Source organism: Caproiciproducens puteiluti, from assembly GCF_052442865.1.
GTDB lineage: Bacteria > Bacillota > Clostridia > Oscillospirales > Acutalibacteraceae > Caproiciproducens.
This window is the reverse complement of the sequence record NZ_CP194790.1, coordinates 864184-886412: the sequence shown is the minus strand read 5'-3', so window position 1 is coordinate 886412 and position 22229 is coordinate 864184. Positions and strand designations below refer to the sequence as shown.

Below are 22229 nucleotides of genomic sequence, written 5' to 3'. Positions count from 1 at the left end.
ACGTTCAATATTCTCCTTTATTTGTCGATATGCTCAACCGGCGGATTAAAGGACAGCCCACCGATACTGCAGGAAATGAGTACCCAGCTGCGCAGAAACCTGTGATCTTTGGCATCCTTCCAAATCCGCAATAGGTCTCGCGCACAGCGTGCAACATAATAGCAGAAGCCTTTCAAACCTTCATGTCGATATATATTACTTTCATTACGATAAGCATATTTATATCTCTCAATGCGTTCTACAGAGTCGGTAGCAAGATTACTGCCGCTGTTCTGTTTCATCGCATGGATTACTTGACTTCGGCCGACCAAGTAAGATGAAAGTCCCTTTCGCACTGCAATTCGTCTTGTATACTCAATGTCATCCCCCCAGATAAAATATTCCTTAATAGGCAGTCCAGCCTTTCTGATCGTTTTTGCCGGGAAAAGCAAAGAGACAAAGCTTGCCTGTTCAATTTGAATAAGACCATCTCTCAGAAATTCTATATGCTCATAAAAGCTCTTTTTAATTTTCTGCCGGTTCATTTTGCACTCATGGCCGTCTGTCCACAGCACAACGCTGGACAGAAAACCATAATTGCCCTCCAACCTCGCATCTGCTTCCAGCAATTCTGCCAACGTATCCGATTCAGGCAAGGTGTCGTCATCCATAATCCAGACTCGGTCATATCTGGCCTCAACCGCCCACCGAATGCCGTATTGAAAGCCGCCAGCACCACCCAAATTACTGCCCGTATTTCGGTACTGCAGTCTGTTATCAGTTATAGATTGTATTATTTTGCCTGTTCCGTCTGAACTGGCATTATCAACGATCAAAATATCACATTCTGCATTCTGTTGGGTGCGAATTTTTTTAATACACTGCAGAAGCAGTTCTCTGCGGTTATAGGTAACAACGACCGCAGCGACTTGTATCGGTTGTTCTACTTTTCTTTCAGAATCGAAGGACATCGTCGTTTCCTTTCAAAAAATGAATTCCATGAAAAAATCCGCTCCAAATGATCCTGAGCTTTTTCCATTTGCAGCCATGGCTTTTCGTAACCACCTGTGCACTGTGCCAGCAGTCCTTGGCAAGCAGCCAAAGCCAGCCTTTTAATCCTTCACGCCGGTAAAGATAAACATCATTTCGATAAAAATATCGGTATCGTGGCAGCCGTTCCGGAATATCTGTAGCAATGTTGGCTACCGTCTGATCTTTCATGGCATGTACCACTCGACTGGCCGTCACTGCATAGCAAGGAAGTTTGCGGGAAATGCGGCGCGTATATTCCCAATCATCCGACCAGATAAAAAATTCTTTAATCGGCAGCCCAAATTGGAAAATCGTATCCGCACGTAGAAACAATGATACGAAGCTTGCCATTACAACGGGTATCAGTGGACGGCCAAATCCATCAATATCGCGGTAAGGAGTTTTGCGCTGTAGGTTCATCTGGCAGTCGCCGCCATCGGTCCACAGTGCACGACTTGACAAGAAGCCGTAACTGCCAGCCAGTTTTTCATCTGCCGCCAGCAACTGTGCCAACGCATCCGGTTCTGGCATCGTGTCATCATCCATAATCCAAATATAATCATAGCCTGCTTCTACTGCTCTGCGCATACCAAAATTGAATCCGCCGGCACCACCCAGATTTTTGCCGGTGTTACAATAGAGCAAACGCGGATCGCTTTTTTGTTGTATGTCTTCCGCTGTACCGTCGGTACTGGCATTGTCAATCACCATCACATCACACGCGAATTTTTGCTGCGTCAGCAATTTTTCAATACACTGCAGCAGCAATTCTCTGCGATTATATGTAACGACTACTACCACAACTTTTTTTATTTGCCGCACCAAAATCGGGTCAGCTCCTTCTTTGCCACATCAAGGGCCTCTTCAATCACTTGATCCATATCATAATATTTATACTCACCCAAACGGCCACCAAAGATCACGTTCGGTTCCGCATTGACCAGTGCCTTATACTTCTGATACAGTGCACCGTTCTTTTCATCATTGACCGGATAATACGGTTCGTCACCGGGCTTCCACTCGGCGCTGTATTCACGGCTGATGACGGTTTTCGGCTGTGTACCGAAGGTGAAATGCTTATGTTCAATAATACGTGTATATGGGGTTTCAGCGTCCGTATAGTTTACAACCGCATCGCCCTGATAGTTTTCCATATCCAGCGTTTCCGTTTCGAAGCGAACGCTGCGGTACTGTAGCGCACCCAACTGATAGCCGAAATAGGCATCAATGGGGCCGGTATAGACTATTTTATCCGCCAGTTTGTCAAATTCTGTCTTCTGCTTTAGGTAGTCCACGTTCAAACGTACTTCCGTATCACCCAACAGGTTTTCCACCATTTTTGTGTAGCCTTCTACCGGAATGCCCTGATACAGTGCATTGAAATAGTTGTTATCATAGATAAGGCGTACAGGGAGACGTTTAATGATAAACGCCGGCAGTTCCGAGCATGGACGTCCCCACTGCTTTTGTGTGTAGCCTTTGATCAGTTTTTCATAAATATCTGTACCTGCCAGACTGATTGCCTGCTCTTCCAGATTCTTCGGATTCGTGATGCAGGCAGCCTTACGTTGCTCATCAATCCTGGCTTGGGCCTGCTCAGGCGTAATCACGCCCCACATTTTGTTAAATGTATTCATATTAAAGGGCAGATTGTAAATTTCGCCTCTGTAATTAGCTACCGGGCTGTTAGTGTATCGGTTGAACTCTGTAAATCGATTGACATAGCTCCACACTTTCTGGTCGTTCGTATGAAAAATGTGAGCACCATAGCAGTGCACATCAATGCCCTCTACCTTTTCAGTATAGATATTGCCTGCAATATGGTCCCGCTTATCAATCACCAGACACTTTTGTCCGGCTTCTTTTGCCTGCTGAGCAAACACTGCACCGTAAAGCCCAGCTCCAACGATCAAATAATCATATGGTTTTTCCATAACTACTCCCCATTTTCATTATAAGCTTGTGATTTTCCCACGAAAACGACGCATCAGAAAAGCGGCGCCCTTTTTCAGCCAATGCTGGTTCTCTAGATTCACGACTGGCATTTCCGTGTAGGTAATATGGTTTGTTTCGATCCAGCAGTCTAACAGTCGCTCCGCCACAAAGCCGAATACTCTCCGATCATTTGTGCTGTAATGAGAGATGTCCAGGCTCTTTTCCAACTCGAATAGAATTTCAAACAACCATGTGCAGTAAGCGTCTAAAAGGTCGTGCCGCATCACAAACATATTGAACCGGTGGCCGCTGGTGCGCTTCATGCTGGCATCATAGGACAGCATGTATTCCGGACATTTCATGGACAGGATCACCCGCGTTTGGGCCAGATCCTCTGCATGATGCGCATGAACATATTGGCCGTAGTTAGTATCAATCCAGTAATGGCGCTTACATGGCAAGATCACCGGTGCCCTTTTTAGCATACGCATTACGGATTCGTCGTCTGCAATGCGGCTACGTTTTTCTCCAGTCAGACGCTGGGCGAAATAACGGCGATAATGTACCAATCCGAGATATTCAGCGTCCAGATTCTTCCATGCCCAATACAGTGCCGTCAACTCACAAAAAGAAGAATTTCTGTCGCTGATGTTGTCGCCAATATCATCCCTCTGGAATCCGTGAGTCACTGTATCTGGTAGTCGGCATACACCGCACCTGACAGGTAGGTACATTTTGTCTCTTGGCATCCAGTAATCTTTATGAGTGGCCACCAGAATCTTGATTTCCATTGCCATCCTCTATTCTTCTATTTCCTAAAAAAGTTTCTAGTTGCATAAAGAATAAAAAATATTTATTAATATTATAACATTATATTTAGTCTACCTGCAACCTTAATATTGACAAAATATCACTATCTCATCGTTTTGATCTTAGAAAACGATGTCAATACTTTTGATTATCTACTAGTATAATGTACCAATCCTGTTCTTGTTTTTATAGATGAATAAAATTAATTATAAGCGGTTTTAGTTTCAAGTCTTAATACAAAATATAATTATAAATTCAAACTTTGTAAACTTCTATACAGCGTCGCCTTCTTTACCCCAGTCAACTCTTCAATTTTCATAACGGAATATTGCCGTGTTGTTGTAAAGCTTCACCGCCTGTTTCACCCTCGCCTCATCAGTCTTTGGCTTTCCACCATACGACCACGAACCCTAGCTGACTTCAGTTCCTCCTTTGTCTGTTCAGCGATGACATCCCACTCAAACTGAGCCAGCGCACTTATGACTGTGAAGAGCATCTTCCCGGTTGACGTGCTGGTGTTGATGGATTCTTTTAAGGAAATCAGATACACCTTTTTCTTTTCAAACAGCTCCACCAGTTCAATCAAATCTTTTGTGCTCCTGCCAAGCCGTGACAGTAATTCGATCAGAATGGTATCACCCTCCTTGATCCGATCTGGCATTTTCATCACTCCGGCCGCTCGGAATGCGTGCATATTGCCTCCTCAAGGGTGCATGAAAACTTTTTTACTATCAAAACCGCAATGATTCTCTTTCTAAGGCAATTGACATGAACGAATTTTAAAAAACCTCAAGCCTCGTTGATGCAATTGCCGTAAATTTACTCTATAGAAGATTTGCGCTTGCTCAAAGTGATCAATATATCCTTGGAGATTACGATGGGATGATTTGTGATTCCACAATCTGTTTTGATCCAAAAAAATTGAAAAACATATTGGGAAATGCGCTTGGCATTTCGCAGATAAGCACTCAATCAATTACGAAACAATTGTTGGGATACGGTCTATTAGACACAGATGCTCCGCCAGCAACACCAAGAGACGGATGATTGTGATCAACGAATCTGATGCGGTAAATCTGTCATTTTCATTCATATATCATTTTTTTAGAGAGGAATGAAAATCCATGTAACACACATCGTTTCCGACCTAATGCAAGCGTATTGCCAACTGTTCTGCACTGGGGGCAGGACAGGATGATACCAAATCCTCTTATTATTATCTTTTATTAATAATGAAGGAGAAAATGGCTTTGAAAAGGAAAAAGTCTTCCTTCCTGTTCTTTTTTGCCGTTGTGTCGAAACGGTTTCTGCCAGCTCATCTATTTGCAGATCTCATCGAATTGGGGAATTTCCTGCCGCCCATTCTCATAAAATTGAATATGTTCCTCTTTTTCTCCCGGCGACGTCCTCCATAAAGAAATATCCTTTCATTAAGTTTCTTTTCATTCCCCCTCTTTGTACTAATTCTTCTTCTCAGAGCATAATTATTTACCAATCGGAATCGTTTGGAGGGTGGAACAGTGAAAGGTATTGTTGAGGAGCGCGCCGTAGAGCTCGGCGAGTACATAATCAAGAACAGAACCACCGTGCGCGGCGCAGCAAAAAAATTTGGTGTCAGCAAAAGTACCGTACATAAGGATGTGGCGCAGCGTTTGAAATATGTCGATCCCCAGTTATACAGGCAGGTCAAGCAAATCCTTGAGATCAACAAAGCGCAGCGCCACATCCGCGGCGGAATGGCTACAAGGTTGAAATACAAGAAGACATAATAAAAACCCGCGTGCATGGAATTGAATTCCGTGCACGCGGGTTTTTATTTAAAAATCGGAGGAATCGCATAAATTTCCCATTATTACAAATAGTACGAATATATTGTTTTAGCCGGAAAGGTGAAAAAATGGAAAAGAAAAACACGGACCAAAAGGAAGAAAAAATTGCCTTTACCGGCAGGATCAGCGTCAACAAGAAACTACTGCAGAACATCTTTAGAAATGATGAAACGCTGATTTTCAGGCCGGTCGAAAACCCTGCGTTCCCGTCCATAGAATTCTGTCTTGTTTATATTGACGGAATGGTCAACAACAAGCTGATAAACGAGGACGTTATCAAGCCACTGGTGGAGTACAGGCCAAGGCAGAAGGATGTTCTGTCACTGGATATCATCGCGAGGCAGGTAATGCTGTCCGACAGTGTGGAGCGCACGTCGGACACGGACGAAATTCTTCAGGCGATCGTCTACGGGGACTGTGTCCTGATGATGGACGGCTTTTCCGATTTCCTGATTCTGAATACAAAAGGCTGGGGCAGCCGATCTGTTTCAGAGCCTGAAAATGAAAAGGTGATCAGAGGGCCGCGAGAAGGATTCAACGAGGCGCTGATGATGAATCTTTCCATGCTTCGCAGGAAGTTGAGAACTCCGGATCTGAAAATGGAGTTCCAGCGCTTTGGAACGAGATCAAATACCAAAGCCTGCATCTGCTATCTAGACAAGGTCGTCAACAAGGACGTCCTTGCGGAACTAAAGAAAAGGCTTCAGACTTTTACGATTGACGGTACTTTAGACTCAAATTATATAAACGAGTTTATCAAAGACTCCCCGTACTCTCCCTTTAAAACGATCGGAAGCACCGAAAAGCCGGATATTGTCGCGGCAAAGCTTCTGGAGGGAAGAGTCGCTCTATTTTTGGACGGTACCCCAGTTGTTTTAACCGTTCCGTTCCTTTTCATAGAGAATTTCCAAAGCGACGAAGACTACTATCTGAACTATTTTTTTGCATCCATCGGGCGTATGCTGCGATTAATCGCCTTCTTTGTCGCCACCAGTATTCCGGCAATTTATGTTGCCCTGACTACCTTTCACGACGAAATGCTTCCACTCGCAATGACAATGAGCATTTCGGAAGCGAGGCAGGGCGTTCCTTTTCCCACCGTGCTGGAAGCGGTCCTAATGCTGATAGTATTTGAAATGCTCCGGGAATCCGGGGCCAGAATGCCCGGAATGATGGGACAGGCGCTCAGCATTGTCGGCGCGCTGGTCATTGGGCAGGCCGCCGTGGAAGCAAAGATCGTGAGTGCCCCCATGATTATTATCGTAGGAGTCACGGGAATCTCCGGCCTGATGATTCCCCGTGTAAAAGGAGCGACCATTATTCTGCGCTTTACCCTGCTTGCCATGGCGTCCATTCTTGGACTGTACGGTTATATGTTTGGCACACTGGGACTGTTGATCCATCTTTTCAATCTCAATTCTTTTGGCATTCCCATTATGAACAGCGCTTACGCAAATACTCTACAGGATAAAAAGGATATTGCAGTCAGAGCCCCGTGGTGGTTTATGAAAAAAAGGCCCAAATACCTTTCCCCAAACGAAACGAGGGAAGCTTCGAGGAGCGAGAAATGAAAACCGGTAAAAGACTTTGCGTCCTTCTATTAATCGTGAGCATGCTCCTTTTAAACGGTTGTTGGAATTATCAGGAAATAGAAAAATTTTCCATGGTCTCCGGCTTCGCGATCGACAGAGGAACAGAGGGGCATAAATATCATTTTACCTTTGAATTTCTGGACCTGTCCGGAAGCAATCCGGGTTCCAAGCTGCTGGAAACCGAAGGAGACACCGTGTTTGACGGAATCAGGAACGCAATCAGCAAAAGCCAGAAAAAGCTGACGTTCAGCGAGTGTAAAGTGGTTGTAATCAGTAAAGATCTCGCTTCGGAGGGAATCACCCCGCTCTTGGATTTTGTTTCCCGTGACGCCGAGCCGAGGCTGACATTGGTCCCCATGATTTCAGAGGAAAAAACAGCAGGAGAAATCCTTCAACAAAAACCGGTAACCGATCACCTGATCTGTCTGGAAATCGATCAAATGCTGGCACAAAACGTAGCCAGCCTCTCGAAAACGCCCAGAGTCAAACTGTACCAGGCCAACAATATGCTTGCCGGAGAGGGTACTTCGCTGGTCCTGCCTTCCATTAAAGTTGCAGAACAGCAGACGGCAACCACTGTAGAACTGGCCGGTACTGCTATTTTTAAAAAGGACAAGCTGATTGGTTTTCTGGATGCCGATCAGTCCCAGCTTTTCCTGTTCATCAAAAACCAGATAAAAGGGGGATTGCTGCTGACAAGCCCTGATTCCGACGGCAGGAACATTACCCTTGAGATAGAGGAAAGCGGAACAAAAATCACTCCCATCCTTACCCAAAATCCTCCGGCAGTCAAAATAGACATCAAAACCGTATGTGCGCTCGGCGAAAATCAGACTGCCAAGAAGCACATCCCAACCGAAAGAATAAAGGATGTTGAAAAAAGTGCGAAAAGCGGTCTGGAGACCAGCGTGTCCAATCTGATAAAAACGGCCCAAAAACAATACAAATGCGATATTTTTGGATTTGGGAATCTGATTTATCAAAACGACCCCCAGCTATGGGAGCAGGACAAAGCAAAATGGGACGAAATTTTCACTGCGATGGATATCGCCGTAACAGCAGATATTAAAATCAATAACACAGCAAGAGTTGGTGACTGATATGAGTTCTATGATTGTTTTTCTTGTTCTTTATGCTATCCTGATTGTCTTCGACCTGATTCCTGTTTTTAAAAAGAAAGACAAAAAGGCTCTTTGGTTTTCCGTTCCCGTCTACCTGATTACTCTGACGGTCAATATCATGACGAGCTTCGGCGTTGATATGATGAGCCCTAACAAAATCATCAGCCAGATCATTTCGTCTATTTTTCATTAGAGGTAAAAGATGAATCCTAAGATAACGGAAAAACAGATTCAGGCCACGATCATTATGTTCTGGCTGGGCAGCCTGGTGGTCATTGGTATCGACCCGCAGTCCAAACAGGATTCGTGGGTCGCCGGCCTGTTGGCAGGGATTATGATACTCCCCCTCCTTTTTCTTTATATCCGCCTGACGTCCCTGTACCCCGGAAAAAATTTATTCGAAATCCTGATACAGATTTTCGGCAAGGTTTTCGGCCGGATTCTGATCTTTATTTATGTGGTTTTTTCCATCCATCTCGGCGGTATCATATTAAAGGTGTTTTCCACCTTCGTCCATATCCTGAATATGCCGGAAACACCCGAACCGGCAATTCTGTTTTTTATTATCCTTTTATCTGTCTGGACCGTAAAAAGCGGGCCGGAAAATATTGGCAGAATGTCAAAGTACACCTTTCCGATTATCGTAGTATCCGTTGCCGCCACTTTCATAGTCGGCACCAAAGATATGGATATCGGCAATCTGAAGCCAATCATGAATACCGATCTGAAGACGCTGCTCGGCAGTGCTTTTTCCCTCTGCGTTCTGCCCCTGGGCGAGGCCTTTCTCTGCCTCTCCTTTTTCTCTTCGCTCGATCCGCAGGCGAAACCCTACCGTTTTTTTTTCAAAGCCCTGATATGGACACTGGTAATCGTGATCGTCGTCAATCTCAGAAATATTCTGATCCTGGGTTTTCCCTCTGCGACCATGTTTTATTTCCCTTCCTACGAAACCGTCGGCATCATTTCCATAGGCGACTTTTTTTCCCGTGCCGAGGTTCTGATCGGCATCAATCTGATGCTGGCGGGATTTATTAAGGTCGCCGTCTGCCTGTATTCCTCTTCTCTGGGTCTCGCCAAGCTGCTGAACGCAGCCGACCAAAAGCTCTATGTCGTTCCCTGCGCTCTGATTATGGTCACCCTGGCCGGCATACTTTACGAAAACACAGTGGAATGGGTGGAATGGATCCCGGTATACGAAATCTACGCGATTCCCTTCCAAATCATCTTCCCCATTATTATTCTGATCGGCGCGGAAATAAAGGCAAGAACACACCCGGAGACAAAAAATCCCCCCGCTGCAGACAAAGAAGCGGGAGGATCTTAAAAATATTTATTTTACGGCAGCTTCCCTTTTCAGTACCGTCTTTGCGCTGACCGGAATGTTGATCACATGGCTCAGCGGCTTCCACACAAACAGGGCGATCCCAAAATCGACCATGCTGTGAACAATGGTGCCGACCCCAACCAGCAGAATCACGGACATAAAGTATCCGTTGGCATAATAATTTTTCGGCATATTGTTTCCAAAATAAAACAGCGTAACGACGGTCACTTCACTGACCGCGTGAATCAGCGCCAGAAGAAGCCCAAACATCGTGGATTTTCCAACGGAAGCGAGCATATTCTCTTTTCTTTTTAGAATGAACGCGCCTGTCAGCGCAAAAAACAGATGGCTGAATGCGCGCAGCACAATCACGATCGGAAATCCGGCAAATAAAAAGCCAAACGAAGTTCCGATGGAAACCGCAACGGCCACCGGCGGGGAAATAAACAGGGCGATAAAAATCGGGACATGGCTGGCAAGGGTAAAGGACGCCGGTTCCAAAATAATTTTAGGGGCGAACATCGGAATGACGATCCCAATGGCGCAAAGCAGCGCCGCGATGACCATACTGATTAATTTTGTTTCACGATTCCTCATAATATCCCTCTCTGACAATCCTCATATTTATCTTTACATATGTCTTGACACCTGTAATTAGTATTGTAAAGAAAATTTTCGGATTTGTCAAGAGGATTTACCGGGAAAACAAAATTCCCTTTTCCTCCAAAGCGGCGAGAACCCTTTGATACGCGTCCTCCGACCGGCAGGAAATCGTGTGCAGATGCACTCCGCCTGTCAGGTCGCACAAGGGCGACGCGTGGTCCTTCGACAGCTTTTCCAGAAAACAGTCGGCGTCGTAGCGGGAAAAAATATGCAGCTGGCCGGAAATCTGGCCGTAAACCGCATGCTCCACGATCACGTCGATCAGGCCGCAGCCGTTATCCACAATCGTATACAGCTCTTCCGCAAGGTTTTCCCTGCTGTGCCTGCAGGCGATTGTCCGGATGATCTGGTTCTTGTCACAGGCGCCGTCCGTCAGGATATATCCCCGCGGTGTGGCGGAAATAGCGACGTTCGCCGCCCGCAGGAGCGCGATGTCTCCTACAATGACCTGCCGGCTCACCTGGAATTGTCTGGCAATGGTACTGGCGCTGACAGGCTGTGCGCTTTTTTTCAGAATTTCAAGAATCTCCCGGCGCCTCTGCGCTGCATCCATCAGTATCCCCCTTCCTTCCGTTTTTCAGTATGGTATCATTTTATCCGACGGTTTTCCACCGTTTCTTTATTTTGTCCGGAGCGTTTCCCTCTTACGCTTCTTGCCAGAATCCTGTTTTTCAGTTTTACATAGACAAACAGCCCGCCCGCCAAAAACAGACACGCCAGTATTTTCTGCTGGGTGAAAATTTCGCCGTCGGAGAATATTCCCGGCATCAGCAGAGGCAGGACCTGCAGCAGAGCCAAAAACAGCAAAATATGGTTCAGGTGGGAAGAATCCCGTCTGTCCAGAAGGTCGCGCTGGGTATCGAACACGCGCTGGAGCTGATTCTGGTTTCGCTCCAGACGCTGCAGCTGCTCGTTGATGCGGAACGCGTCGCGCAGCATGGCCAACGATTTTTTGGAGGATGGGTAATTGACCTGAATATCCCAGAATTCTATCGTCCGGGAGTATTCATCGAAAATCTGATGTGTTCTGAAAAGGACCTCGTTCGGCGTAGGATCGCCGCCGGGCGAAAGGAATTTCACAATTTTTTCATTGGTCGAAACGATGGCGGATTCCTCAAACATCAGAAGCTCGATATAGAACTGGGTAATGGATTCAAACTCGATGCGGTCCGTAATTTCAAACGGAAACGTGTCCGATATCTGAACGAAAATATTGGAATAAGCGTACCCGTGGGCGTATTCATACTGCGCCATTCCATGCTCGTTCTCTACGATTTCCACAACGTCCCGGTCTATGACCCCTGCCCATGTTTTCTCCCTGCTGATAAATGGTCTCCATAAACAGCAGGGAAGCAAGCTCGTTATTTTTGATCTGACCGCGCCGATTTGGGATGGTGACAAACGCCTTCGGCGTTCCCCTTTTGAGGACCTGATACCCGCGCTCAAGATATGCGTAAAAATTCTCGGTATTCTCGTTGTCCGTCTTAACCGTAAACTGGTTCCGGACAACGCTGTCCAGAAAATGGCTGAGCAGGAAAGGACAGGAGAGGGACACCACCGACACAACGCCGCAGCTACTCTGGCGGTCGACGGAAAGAATCAGGTCCACATAAGCGGGGCAGCCGATTTCGCCGCCCCCGGTCAGGTAGGTGTCCGGCGTCGTCTCACAGGTGACGACGATCTTGATTTTCCCGAGGTAGTACCGCCGAATACGCTCCTTAAAACTGCCGCTGTTTTTAGGGGAATCGTTCTGCTTCGGAACTCCCGACTCGAAATGCGTGCGGAAATCGAGCAGATCCAAAAGCTGCGCCATGGTTTTATCGTATTTCCCCTGCCCCGCGTTTTCCAAAACGGAGAGATCACGGTACTCAATCGGAAAGCTCACATACACATCCGGAACGATGCTCCACTCCGACTGCCTGGCAGGGAGCATTTCCTTGAGCAGGCCGTTATACAGGACCGGGCCGTCATAGGGATGGGTTCTGTAATAAATAAAATAGTCCGTATCGCCTTCAGTGCGGGATTCCTCCGTATTGTTGGCAAGGCAGATATATTTCTGATAGGAAAACAGCTGCTCCCGGGTCACCTGCGCGATGACCGCCCGGCAGCGCTCCGACGGCTTTTTGATAAAGCTGTAAACGGCGCTGTTTTTCTCTATCCGAAAGCCCTGTATTTCCGCCGCACGGTGCGGAATCTGCTTTTCACCGAACACAGTTGAAAGCGTTTCTTCATTGGGAACCGCCAGATAAAGCTTTTCCGCATTTCCCGAGCCGAAGCTTTCCGTCAGCGGACTTCCCTTGACCAGATAATAATCCCCGCTGATCCTGTCAATGCGAAACCCCAGCTTTTTGTAAATGCCGAGGGATTCCGGATTGGAGATATCGCTCAGCAGGGAATGGTTCGGGGAGCTTTCGCGCACAAACTGAACCAGGCGGGTAGCCAGACCCGCACGCCTGTGTGCTTCGTCGACGCCCAGCGAAAGAAGATAGGTAGTGCGGACGCCGCATTCCTCCGCCTTCAGCTGAATAAATTTGCGGTCCGACATGGTGGACGGATGGGTCAGCTGGAAACGGGACCTTCCGCTCGCCTCATACCCGAAAAACCGGGACATCTGCCGCGGATTGGACTTGTTCAGCCGGTCGTAGTCGAAAAAAAGGACAAAAGCGATCAGGCATCCGTTTTCGCGGATGCCGTACGCCCCATCCTCCGCGCCGCAGTAAGAAACGGCGTCCAGAAAATTTTTCTTCAGCTCCGATTTTCTTTCCTGTTCCTCCGGGATCATCTTTTGAAAATATAAATCATTGATAAAACAGGAAACCGCCAGATCGGCGGCCTGTTCCCAGTCAAATTCGGAAATTTCGGCTATTTCCATGCGGATTCCTCCACTGTCACGAAATACTTTTCCAGTATGTGAACGGGGTGATAGGACAGCTTGGAGGTTCTGAGCCCCAGGTCGCCGATATCCTCCTCGCGGTTAATATAGATCACTCTCTCATCCGCCTCATGTACGGCAAATTCCTTTACCATTACCTGATAGGAGCCTTCATATTCCTTCAGCGCTTTTTCAATATGGACAAACAGGGTATCCCCCACGATTTCCCCCACGGAGAAGGCAACGATTTTCCCCTCCACCTCGACAAAACCGCCGCACAGCCCAAACTGCTCAAAATACGGGAGAATTTCCTTTGCCCGGAAGGATTCTTCTTTGGCGATGGGGTTGTCCTTGACGTGCTCTTCCGCATAGCTGCCGAAAAATTCGACCACTCTGTCTATATTTCCGTTTTCAATGGGAACATAGCGGTAATCGGGATAAAGCTTTTTAAACTTATTGATATGGTTGCGCTGGCCGCTGAACCTTCTTCCGGCAAACGTCTGCATGTCGGAACACAGGTACAGATAGTCGAACCAGTCGCGGTTTTCCGTGTGGGTAATTCTGCCGCCGTACCTTTTTTCCAGTACGTCAAGCGCGTTCAGCGGCACCGTACAAAAATAAAGGGGGATGTCCTTTTCCCTTGCGTAATTTTCCAGCTGCGTCAGCGCACCGTCAACGGAGCCGGGGCCGACCGGGAAAGTAAACGCGACCGCCCCGTTCAGATATGTAACTTTGAAAAGCAACATATTTTCATAGATATCATACTCGCTGTAAAAAAATTTCCTCCACATAAAGATTCCTGCGATAGAATAGTCGCAGGTCCTGTACTGCTGGTACTCGAAATACTTGGATAAAGCCAAAATATTATCGGCTTCGATTGGTTTGAATGAAAGCATACATTCTCCTTAAATTATCTCTTACTTTTGAGGATCATTCCTATTATACCACAAAACTCAAAATTTCAGCCCAGAGGCAGCAAATTTTTTGCAGGGCAGAAATTCCGCTTCGGCAAACAAAAAGAAAACGGAAAGAGCATATGCGGAAACCGCCCGTTTCGCGGGCTTTTCCGGATATGCTCCCTGATTTTGAAATCGGCCTTTCTATGCCGCCGCGACTTTGATACGGCTACGCCGCCGCAATCAGTCTGGCGCTCACGCCGTGCGGCTTGGCGCCGTTTTCCACAGTGATCTGTGCCTGTACCGACTGGCCGCCGACAATTTCAAAAATAACGGCTCCGACCCCGGTCTGCCTGCCGGTCACCACATACAGGTCCAGCCCGCTTTTATTTTTTCCGGCGTAATCGACCGAGGTGCAGGCGTTCTGGGAATGGACATTGAGATTCTTGCGGTCGATCCCACCGATTTTAACGCCGATATAGTATTTTCCGCCCGGGTTCAGAGTGTAAGAGGAGGTATCCACCACAATGCTGCCCGCGGCGATGGCCGTAATCATTTTTTGCCCGCCGATATCGATAGTCACACCGCCCTTTGCCACGCCGGTAACAGGATACACCCAGCCGGTTTTTCCGTTTTTATTATACGCGGCGGCCGCTCCCACTTTTGCCACGGAGGAATTGTAGGACATGGCGACCGGCGGCGTTTTGGAATCCGTAACGGCCAGAACCCAGTAGGTGTCGCCCGCCCCGATGGTGACGGCATAGGTATCCAGCGTCAGCCCGGAGTCGGAGGGCTGCGACGACTGCGTACCGTAGGTCAGGATACAGGAGTCGGACCGGTAATCCGCCAGCCTGTCACCCCTTTGATCTACAAGGTAAGCCACCAGCGTCGCCTTATAGGACTCGGACGACGCGCCCTTTGCGGACACCTGGCAGGAAAGCCCGCTTTGGCTGATCGTGAAGCCGCTGGTTTCCCCGTGCAGCTCCCAGACGACCTTGGTTCCATCCGCAAACTTCGAGAAGGAAGGCTTGACGCTCGCCACGACCGTGACCGGATTTTTGCCGTCCAGCGCAACGGAGGATTTGCTCAGGGTAATTCCTTCTTTCAGGTTGCTGTCCAATACAAATTCATCCATATCGCCGTCGTCCGACGTTTCTCTTTCCAAAGCAAAGTCATATAGGACGACTTCGTCTTCGCCCACTCTGCCTCTGTCGGCTTTAAAGGCTGTCTGGCCGTCTCTGGCGGAATTGTTGAAATTCAGTAACGGCTTGCCCGATATCCCGTCGTGAATCGTCAGCTTTCCTGTATTGAAGGAAAGTGTCCCGGGTCCCGTCAGCGTATCCAGTTCCAGCCACGAGGTGGTGACAAATTCCCCCTTCTGGGCGATCGTCAAATTGCCCGCGTACACACTGCCGTTTGCCGTCACCGTGCTGCTGGCGTCCACCACAATGGAGTCCATATCCGTAATGTAGGGCAGCTTTCCGCTGTAGCTCTTCAGATTGAGCGTCGCGGTATCCTGTCCGTCCAGTTCTTTGATCTTCAGTCCGTTTCCGGTCAAAGTAATGGTGCCGTCGGCCTGAACGGAGCCCGAAACCGTGCTGCCCGTGCTGCCGGAGGCCACCACTTCATTGCCGATGACGGATCCGCCGACGGTAACTTTCCCGCTGATCGTCACCTTCTGGTAAGACCGGACATCGCGCTTAACGGTGCCGCTCCTGAGCGTGATATCCCCGTTTGCTTCCAAAGAGCCGACGGTTCCGTCCGAAAGCTGCACCGATCCATCACAGTCGACGTCATCCACGGTGCCGCCGGAAATGGTCACCTTACTGCTGCTGCCGGACACCGTGACGTCCTTGACTTCTCCCGCCTTGATGGTCAGGTTGCCGCTGGCGGTCACGTTGGAATTGGTCACTTCCGTAAAATTGTCCTCATTCCATGTAGTACCCCACGCGGAAGTAGTTCCCTGGTAGGTTTTTGCACCGTGTTTATCGATAATTTCGTCACTGGACGCCGCCTGTACGGCTACCGGGGCCGACAAAACGATCACCGCCAGCGACAATAAAACGGAAAGTATCTTTTTCAATCAAATTCCTCCTTCTGTGAGCAAAGAAAAACCCGTTTCGGCTTCTGTCTTTCCTTATTATAGAATATATCGTCCCTTTTCCCGATTAATGAAGAGCGTTTCCGCTGACCCCGGGCAATGTGGGGATATTTTCCATATTCCCTATTATAATGAATCAATGCAAAAACCGCAAGCTTAAAACAAACTTATAATAAGCTTTCGTTTTTACGCCGAATATCCCGCAGCCGGGCAAAGCACGCTTTCCGGAACGCCGGGCTAAGCCAGCAGATGCCGGGCGGCGGCCCAGAGCAGCGGCACCGCTTTTTCAAAAGAGTACGAAAGGTACAGCCTCTCCGTAAATTGATGCGCGTCCCTGCCGTGGGGCCCGATGTTCAGAAACGGGATGTTGAGCTGTGCGATCGTTTCCAAAGGGATTTGGTACCCGGAACCCCATACGGGAAAATCCTTCGCCAAGCCGGAAATGTCAATCCGGGCGGACAATCCCAGATAGCTCATGTCGGACAGGCCGGAAAAAAACGGTTCCGTCAGCAAGGTTTCCCCGTACTGCATCCGAGCCGTCTCCACAAGATATCCCGCCGTTTCCACCGCTCTGCTGTCCGTAGAAGGAAGGTCGGAATGCGGATAGAACGGAGGCGCATAGAAGACGATCACCATCGGCCCTCGGTACGGGTAAAAGGTATGGGCTTCCCTGACAGCCGCGACCGACAGCTTCCTCAGGTCCTCGCCGGGATTTTCCGCCTGCAGTTTACGGATATATTCCTTCATATGCCGGTCAAATTCCTGGCCGTGCGCTTTCAGGCAGCAATCGTACAGCTCCTGAAAGGAAACTACTTTTGGTTCCACGGAAGGCAGCAGGGCGGGGTTCCCGGTGATCCGCGCGTATTTTCCGGTGTTATTCCGAATATCTTCCAGAGCCGCGGAAAAAGCGTCCTCCGCCGCGTGAATCATGCGCTCCATCACCTGTTCGGGCGTCTGCGTCAGGGTCATGTAGTTGAAATACGCATACGCTGCAGTCGGCGTCTGTACGGAATAGGCCGTTTTGACATCCGCCTGCTTTAAACAAACCGGCGGCGGAACATGTGTCCCCCCGGCAAAATCGCACAGCTCCGGGTTCGAGTCCACCCTTTCGATGATTTTGGAGGTCAGAAGGTTGGGGTTCAAGCCCGCGAACGGCTCACAGGCGTGCGTTTCCCTTCCGACGCAGTAGAATGCCGGAAGCAGCTTTCCCACCGTCCCGGTATAAAGATACTTTCCCTCATCCCCCGGATATTTGGGGAAATGGGGCTCGGATACGAGGCAGCAGCGGTAATCCAGCCGTTTTTCCTTTTTCATGGACAGCAGCAGCTCCACCGCGGCCAGCATACCGGCAGAATTTGCCTCTTCATCCGGGACGGAAAGGAACAGCAGGTTTCCCTCAAAATCAGGCAGATGCTCCCCGGCCCTTCTCAGCATTTCCAGATCGGCCGCAATGCCGAACTTCATGTCCATGGTTCCCCTGCCAAATAGATAATCGCCGGATTCCAGATCCCTTTTCGCTTCTTCGGGCAGCCGCACCTCGGGATGGGTCCTTAAATAATGCGTATAAGCTACCGGGTCAAAGGCAAGTTCCTTCAGTACCCCGAACTCTTCAACGCCCACCACATCAAAATGGCTGAGCAGGAGCACCGTTTTTTCGCACTTTATCCCACCTTCCAGAAGCGCGCACACAAAGCTTCTGCGGCAGGGGTCGCCCGGCACCGGGCAAAGCCGCACCTGGTGCGGACGGGAATGAAAATACGGAATTTCTTTCAGCATCGCGGCGATTTTTTCGGCCATCTTCCATTCGCCGTCGGTTTCCGAAACGCTCGGCACCCCGCATAATCCCAAAAAATTTTGGTAAATTGTCTCATTCAGCATGAAATATCCCCATGGTCTTTCTTCCATTTTATTTTGACTGTACTTTCCATTATATTCTCGGCCGCCGCTGTTTTCAACGGCGGAATGGATGGATTTCGGAAGATATCCGGAACAAAACCGCCCCGCCGGAAGCTCTGCCGGCGGGGCGGTTTTCTATGTAAACTAGAGATTAACAGGAAAATAATGGAAGTCAATGAATCAATCTCATAAATTTGTTTCATGTTTTATATCGTCACATTTCATGAATTAATTAATCTAATCCGACAAAAATCGACTTAAAATTGTACCAAAGAGTAAAGCTCGTCCTTCTGGTCCTGGCTGACCCCGATATAACGCAGCGTTACATTCTGAGAGCTGTGATTGAACATTTCCATAATCAATCCAATATTGTATTTGGAAGCCTTATAGGTCCAGTATCCCCATGTCTTTCTCATACTGTGCGTCCCGAAATTTTCAACATTGCAGACGGTCGCCGCCTCCTTCAGCACTTTGTAGGCCTGCACGCGCTGAATATGACCGCCGCTCTTTTTGCTGTAAAAGAGGTAAGAATTACCGGAAAGCCTGTATTCCCTCACATATTCGTAAAGCATTTTGCGGATTGCGTTATTCAGTTTAATCTTTTTTACCTTGCTGGTTTTTTTCTCCCTGATGACAAGATACTCTCTGAACTTTCCGCTTTCATTAAAAATATCATCTACTTTCAGCGGCAGGATATCGCTGATTCTCAGCCCCGTATTAAGACCGTATTTAAACAGAAGTCCATATTTTCGATCTCTCCCGTTCAAATAATAAAACATCTTCTTGATATTCTCTTTGTCCCGGATCGGTTCCACCGTCATTTTTTTCACCCTGTTCCTAAAATTTTCATTCAAGCAATCAAATATAGAATTTATGAAGAAAAAGTTTCCTCTGTATTATGGCATTTTTCAAAATGAAATAAAGGAATGAAAAGAAATATCCCGATATAAAGCCAAATTTTATCAGCCTAAGATGAAACAAATTTATGAGATTGATTCATTGGTTTTCTATCGAAACTGAAATCGAATAACGAAAATGATCAATGAAAAAAGCAAACCCGCCAAAAGACGGGGACGCAAAGCTTCGGGTCTAAGGCTTTTGCTAAGACAGCCGGGTTGCCATGCTGAATTGCCGTGGTACATTGTGCCACGGCTTTTTATAGCGCCCAAAACTTGCAGAAAGGAGAAAGATGGATGAAGGAAACGCTCACAAAGATCATACAGGAGGAACAGGATACACAGCACGGAAAATTCCTCACCTTTGCACTCGATGAGGAATTGTACGGAATTGAGATCTGTTATGTCACGGAAATCGTCGGAGTGCAAAAAATCAGCGTTCTTCCCGGAGCGCCGCCCTATATCAAAGGGGTGATCAATCTGAGAGGAAGAATCATACCGGTCGCGGACATGCGGCTGCGGTTCAGAAAGGAGGTCGTCCCCTACACCTCCCGAACCTGCATCATTGTTGTGGAAATCGGGGACTGCACGGTGGGCCTGATCGTCGACGAGGTCCGGGAAGTCGCCATGATTCCGGACGAGTGCGTCGCCCCGCCCCCCGACATGAAAATCGGCTATCGGAACCGGTTTATCAAAGGGATCGGGAAAGCGGGAGACACGGTTCAGCTTTTGCTGGACTGCGAACAGCTTTTTAAAGAGGACGAGGTCCGGGTGTTGGACCAAATTGAAGCATAAGGAGTTAGAAAGATGGAAAAAAACAGCGAAAACAGCCATACACAAAGATGGAAAAAAGCCGTCATGAGATTGAACGTTTCCTCCAATCTCGTAATCGCCGCCGCAGCGTGCATCCTGCTTGGTATTTCCACACGGGAAAGCACGGGAGGATTCTCCGGCATTTTTTACTTATCCGTCACCGCCATGATTGTTTTGGTTCTGGTGTGCGCGGGGTATGCATCCCAGAAAATCACCGCGCTTTCCCACAGTGTCGGCAATCCGATCAGCGCGCTCACCCGGACAGTCGCCGCCCTTGCCGAAGGGAACTTCAGCGCCGAAGCTCCCGAAATCCCCGATGAGACAATGAACGGCCTGACCCAAGCGCTTCAGGAGCTGACGATTTCCCTGCGCCGGCTGAAAAAAGACACCGCCCTGTATACGGATTCCGTGTCGGCGGGGCAGTTTGATGCCAGGGCGGATTTGAGCCTGTATCAGGGCGACTGGCGGGAAATTCTTGCGGGGATCGACCGTCTGTCGGACTCCGTCAGAGAGCCCGTCGATCTCTCCTGCGCTTTTGCGGCCCGGCTGGCAAACGGCGAGCATCAGGAGGATATGCAGAACCATTATCAGGGCAGATACTCCGTACTCATCGACAACCTGAACAGCGTGCGCCGTTCGGTGGCTTCTCTTGCCGGTGAGACCCGGCGGGTGGCCGCTTCGGTTGCCGAAGGAAACCTTTCCGAACGCGGAAGCCACGGCGATATGGAAGGGCTGTTTGCCGACGTGATTGGCCAGTTCAACAATATGCTCGATTCCATTGCCGTTCCGCTGAATGTTGCTTCCGCATACATCGACAAAATGTCGCGGGGAGAAGAACTGGAAATACTGGACAATTCCTATAAGGGATATTTCGCCCAGCTGATCGACCACCTGAGCGCTGTGAGGACCTCACTGTACGCTCTGCTCGGCGAAGCCGGAAAACTGGTGGAAGCGGGAACCAACGGCGATCTGACCGTAAGAGGAGACGTAAACAAAGTCCAGGGCGGCTACGCAGAAATTATCGAAGGATTCAACCGGACGCTGGAGACCATTACCGTCCCGCTGAACGAAGCGGGTCTGATGCTGGGAAAAATGGCGGTAAACGATTATTCGCTGAAAATGTCCGACGATTACAAGGGCATGATGAGCGATTTCGCCAAATCCGTCAACCGGGTGCGGGAAAGCCTGCTAAATGTTCAGGATACCTTTATTCTGCTTGCAAAAGGCGATATCAGCCCGCTTGAAACCTACCGGAAAATCGGCAAACGGTCGGAAAACGACCAGCTTCTGCCGTCTGCGCTGGCCATGATGCAGGCCCTCCACGACTTGATCGGGGAATCCAATACCCTCGCCGAAGCAGCGCTCGCAGGGAATCTGGACGCGCGCGGCGATGAATCGGAGTTTGAAGGCGGCTACCGCGAGATCATTTCCGGCATGAACAAGACGATGGAGGCCTTCTCCGTTCCGATCGGGGAATCCGTGGACGTCCTGTCCCAGCTGGCGCAGGGCAACCTGACGGTGGAGGTGACCCGGGAGTATCAGGGAAAATACAACGAAATCAAGAGCTCCCTCAACCACACGATCCAGTCGTTCAACGAGCTGCTCAGCGAGATCAACAACGCCGCCGACCAGGTCTCGGTAGGCTCCAAGCAGGTCTCCGACGCGAGCCAGTCGCTGGCGCAGGGCGCCACGGAGCAGGCAAGCTCAGTGGAGGAGCTGACCTCCTCCATCATGGAAATTGCCGCCCAGACAAAAGAAAACGCCGCTAACGCGACGCAGGCGAACACTCTTTGCTCCCAGGTGAAGGAACAGGCCGCGGAGGGCAACCATCAGATGTCCCAGATGCTGGACTCCATGCAGCAGATCAACGAGTCCTCGGCCAACATCTCCAAGATCATCAAGGTTATTGACGACATTGCTTTCCAGACGAATATTCTCGCCCTGAACGCCGCGGTGGAAGCCGCAAGGGCGGGCCAGTACGGCAAGGGTTTCGCCGTGGTCGCGGACGAAGTGCGCAACCTTGCCGCAAAGAGCGCCAACGCGGCAAAGGAGACGACTGCGCTGATCGAGGGCTCCACAAGCAAGGTCGAGCTGGGTACAAAGTTTGCGAACCAGACGGCCGAAAAGCTCGAAGTCATCGCGCAGAATGTAGAGAAATCCGCGGCTATCGTCAGCGAAATCGCAGCCGCTTCCGAAGCGCAGGCCGCGGCGATTGCACAGATCGACCAGGGGCTGGAGCAGGTTTCCTGTGTGGTACAGACAAACTCCGCCACAGCGGAGGAAAGCGCCGCATCCAGCGAAGAGCTTTCCGGACAGGCGGATATGCTTACGCAGATGGTGGGCAAGTTCCTCCTCAGGGACAGCCAGGGACTTACCTCCCAGACACTCACCTCCCAGAGACCCGCTGCCAAGACGGGCAAAGCGGCCCAGCCAAAAACGGCCGTGGCTGCCGAAACGGGAAAATACTGAT

The 22229-nt window shown here is 49.1% G+C and carries 20 protein-coding genes and 1 riboswitch; of the genes, 7 read left to right on the top strand and 13 right to left on the bottom strand.

What is annotated here, in order from left to right; translation table 11 throughout:
• Window positions 1-17: 17 nt before the first annotated feature.
• The 5 genes from ACRQU7_RS04320 to ACRQU7_RS04300 form a co-directional block, all read right to left on the bottom strand.
• The gene (locus ACRQU7_RS04320; protein WP_444643990.1) at window positions 18-950 is read right to left on the bottom strand and encodes a glycosyltransferase family 2 protein; all 933 of its coding nucleotides are present in this window, start codon (window positions 948-950) and stop codon (window positions 18-20) included.
• Window positions 934-1833: a glycosyltransferase family 2 protein gene (locus tag ACRQU7_RS04315; RefSeq protein WP_444645500.1), complete on the bottom strand. Its 900-nt coding sequence runs from the start codon at window positions 1831-1833 to the stop codon at window positions 934-936. The genes ACRQU7_RS04320 and ACRQU7_RS04315 overlap by 17 nt, the downstream gene beginning before the upstream one ends.
• Window positions 1821-2945 (bottom strand): UDP-galactopyranose mutase, encoded by a 1125-nt coding sequence (glf, locus tag ACRQU7_RS04310; RefSeq protein WP_444643988.1) that lies wholly within the window; start codon window positions 2943-2945, stop codon window positions 1821-1823. Before glf ends, ACRQU7_RS04315 begins: the two co-directional genes overlap by 13 nt.
• Before the next feature lie 18 nt (window positions 2946-2963).
• The gene (locus ACRQU7_RS04305) at window positions 2964-3737 is read right to left on the bottom strand and encodes a DUF4422 domain-containing protein (RefSeq protein WP_444643986.1); all 774 of its coding nucleotides are present in this window, start codon (window positions 3735-3737) and stop codon (window positions 2964-2966) included.
• Window positions 3738-4117: 380 nt separating this feature from the next.
• The gene (locus tag ACRQU7_RS04300; RefSeq protein WP_444643984.1) at window positions 4118-4417 is read right to left on the bottom strand and encodes a recombinase family protein; all 300 of its coding nucleotides are present in this window, start codon (window positions 4415-4417) and stop codon (window positions 4118-4120) included.
• Window positions 4418-5276: 859 nt separating this feature from the next.
• Here ACRQU7_RS04300 and spoIIID point away from each other — a divergent pair.
• The 5 genes from spoIIID to ACRQU7_RS04275 all read left to right on the top strand — a co-directional run bounded on the left by spoIIID (window position 5277) and on the right by ACRQU7_RS04275 (window position 9622).
• Complete coding sequence (spoIIID, locus tag ACRQU7_RS04295; protein WP_038322728.1) at window positions 5277-5525, top strand: sporulation transcriptional regulator SpoIIID; 249 nt, start codon at window positions 5277-5279, stop codon at window positions 5523-5525.
• Window positions 5526-5653: 128 nt separating this feature from the next.
• A complete protein-coding gene (locus ACRQU7_RS04290) occupies window positions 5654-7156 on the top strand; it encodes a spore germination protein (RefSeq protein WP_444643981.1) in 1503 nt (500 codons plus the stop codon).
• Entirely contained in the window at window positions 7153-8277 is a 1125-nt protein-coding gene (locus ACRQU7_RS04285) for a Ger(x)C family spore germination protein (RefSeq protein WP_444643979.1), read from the top strand. Before ACRQU7_RS04290 ends, ACRQU7_RS04285 begins: the two co-directional genes overlap by 4 nt.
• 1 nt (window position 8278) lies before the next feature.
• Window positions 8279-8491: a hypothetical protein gene (locus tag ACRQU7_RS04280; RefSeq protein WP_444643977.1), complete on the top strand. Its 213-nt coding sequence runs from the start codon at window positions 8279-8281 to the stop codon at window positions 8489-8491.
• A 9-nt stretch (window positions 8492-8500) separates the two neighbouring features.
• Window positions 8501-9622 (top strand): GerAB/ArcD/ProY family transporter, encoded by a 1122-nt coding sequence (locus ACRQU7_RS04275; RefSeq protein WP_444643976.1) that lies wholly within the window; start codon window positions 8501-8503, stop codon window positions 9620-9622.
• 6 nt (window positions 9623-9628) lie between these two features.
• Here ACRQU7_RS04275 and ACRQU7_RS04270 read toward each other — a convergent pair whose 3' ends face one another.
• The 8 genes from ACRQU7_RS04270 to ACRQU7_RS04235 all read right to left on the bottom strand — a co-directional run bounded on the left by ACRQU7_RS04270 (window position 9629) and on the right by ACRQU7_RS04235 (window position 18871).
• Entirely contained in the window at window positions 9629-10219 is a 591-nt protein-coding gene (locus ACRQU7_RS04270) for a hypothetical protein (RefSeq protein WP_038322725.1), read from the bottom strand.
• A gap of 97 nt (window positions 10220-10316) precedes the next feature.
• The gene (locus tag ACRQU7_RS04265; RefSeq protein WP_444643974.1) at window positions 10317-10838 is read right to left on the bottom strand and encodes a transcription repressor NadR; all 522 of its coding nucleotides are present in this window, start codon (window positions 10836-10838) and stop codon (window positions 10317-10319) included.
• A gap of 35 nt (window positions 10839-10873) precedes the next feature.
• A complete protein-coding gene (locus ACRQU7_RS04260; RefSeq protein WP_444643972.1) occupies window positions 10874-11566 on the bottom strand; it encodes a hypothetical protein in 693 nt (230 codons plus the stop codon).
• Window positions 11526-13157 (bottom strand): GNAT family N-acetyltransferase, encoded by a 1632-nt coding sequence (locus ACRQU7_RS04255; protein ID WP_444643970.1) that lies wholly within the window; start codon window positions 13155-13157, stop codon window positions 11526-11528. The genes ACRQU7_RS04260 and ACRQU7_RS04255 overlap by 41 nt, the downstream gene beginning before the upstream one ends.
• Window positions 13148-14053 (bottom strand): DUF2156 domain-containing protein, encoded by a 906-nt coding sequence (locus tag ACRQU7_RS04250; RefSeq protein WP_141827264.1) that lies wholly within the window; start codon window positions 14051-14053, stop codon window positions 13148-13150. The genes ACRQU7_RS04255 and ACRQU7_RS04250 overlap by 10 nt, the downstream gene beginning before the upstream one ends.
• 229 nt (window positions 14054-14282) lie before the next feature.
• Window positions 14283-16136 carry a hypothetical protein gene (locus tag ACRQU7_RS04245; RefSeq protein WP_444643968.1) on the bottom strand — a complete coding sequence of 618 codons (1854 nt, stop codon included), beginning with the start codon at window positions 16134-16136 and terminating at the stop codon, window positions 14283-14285.
• 255 nt (window positions 16137-16391) lie between these two features.
• Window positions 16392-18032, bottom strand: coding sequence for a M20/M25/M40 family metallo-hydrolase (locus tag ACRQU7_RS04240; RefSeq protein WP_444643966.1), 1641 nt, complete (start codon window positions 18030-18032; stop codon window positions 16392-16394).
• A gap of 275 nt (window positions 18033-18307) precedes the next feature.
• Window positions 18308-18871: a tyrosine-type recombinase/integrase gene (locus ACRQU7_RS04235; protein WP_038322910.1), complete on the bottom strand. Its 564-nt coding sequence runs from the start codon at window positions 18869-18871 to the stop codon at window positions 18308-18310.
• Between the two features lie 219 nt (window positions 18872-19090).
• A riboswitch (cyclic di-GMP riboswitch) is annotated at window positions 19091-19173 on the top strand.
• A gap of 70 nt (window positions 19174-19243) precedes the next feature.
• Here ACRQU7_RS04235 and ACRQU7_RS04230 point away from each other — a divergent pair.
• Window positions 19244-19741 (top strand): chemotaxis protein CheW, encoded by a 498-nt coding sequence (locus tag ACRQU7_RS04230; protein ID WP_141827261.1) that lies wholly within the window; start codon window positions 19244-19246, stop codon window positions 19739-19741.
• Between the two features lie 12 nt (window positions 19742-19753).
• Window positions 19754-22228, top strand: coding sequence for a methyl-accepting chemotaxis protein (locus ACRQU7_RS04225; protein WP_444643963.1), 2475 nt, complete (start codon window positions 19754-19756; stop codon window positions 22226-22228).
• Window position 22229 lies beyond the last annotated feature (1 nt).

Coding starts and splice junctions, on each gene's coding strand:
- ACRQU7_RS04270 (WP_038322725.1), bottom strand. CDS start 10,219: ATGAGGAATCGTGAAACAAAATTAATCAGTATGGTCATCGCGGCGCTG.
- ACRQU7_RS04230 (WP_141827261.1), top strand. CDS start 19,244: ATGAAGGAAACGCTCACAAAGATCATACAGGAGGAACAGGATACACAG.
- ACRQU7_RS04320 (WP_444643990.1), bottom strand. CDS start 950: ATGTCCTTCGATTCTGAAAGAAAAGTAGAACAACCGATACAAGTCGCT.
- ACRQU7_RS04300 (WP_444643984.1), bottom strand. CDS start 4,417: ATGCCAGATCGGATCAAGGAGGGTGATACCATTCTGATCGAATTACTG.
- ACRQU7_RS04280 (WP_444643977.1), top strand. CDS start 8,279: ATGAGTTCTATGATTGTTTTTCTTGTTCTTTATGCTATCCTGATTGTC.
- ACRQU7_RS04240 (WP_444643966.1), bottom strand. CDS start 18,032: ATGCTGAATGAGACAATTTACCAAAATTTTTTGGGATTATGCGGGGTG.
- glf (WP_444643988.1), bottom strand. CDS start 2,945: ATGGAAAAACCATATGATTATTTGATCGTTGGAGCTGGGCTTTACGGT.
- ACRQU7_RS04265 (WP_444643974.1), bottom strand. CDS start 10,838: ATGGATGCAGCGCAGAGGCGCCGGGAGATTCTTGAAATTCTGAAAAAA.
- ACRQU7_RS04305 (WP_444643986.1), bottom strand. CDS start 3,737: ATGGAAATCAAGATTCTGGTGGCCACTCATAAAGATTACTGGATGCCA.
- ACRQU7_RS04235 (WP_038322910.1), bottom strand. CDS start 18,871: ATGACGGTGGAACCGATCCGGGACAAAGAGAATATCAAGAAGATGTTT.
- ACRQU7_RS04255 (WP_444643970.1), bottom strand. CDS start 13,157: ATGGAAATAGCCGAAATTTCCGAATTTGACTGGGAACAGGCCGCCGAT.
- ACRQU7_RS04275 (WP_444643976.1), top strand. CDS start 8,501: ATGAATCCTAAGATAACGGAAAAACAGATTCAGGCCACGATCATTATG.
- ACRQU7_RS04250 (WP_141827264.1), bottom strand. CDS start 14,053: ATGCTTTCATTCAAACCAATCGAAGCCGATAATATTTTGGCTTTATCC.
- ACRQU7_RS04225 (WP_444643963.1), top strand. CDS start 19,754: ATGGAAAAAAACAGCGAAAACAGCCATACACAAAGATGGAAAAAAGCC.
- ACRQU7_RS04285 (WP_444643979.1), top strand. CDS start 7,153: ATGAAAACCGGTAAAAGACTTTGCGTCCTTCTATTAATCGTGAGCATG.
- ACRQU7_RS04290 (WP_444643981.1), top strand. CDS start 5,654: ATGGAAAAGAAAAACACGGACCAAAAGGAAGAAAAAATTGCCTTTACC.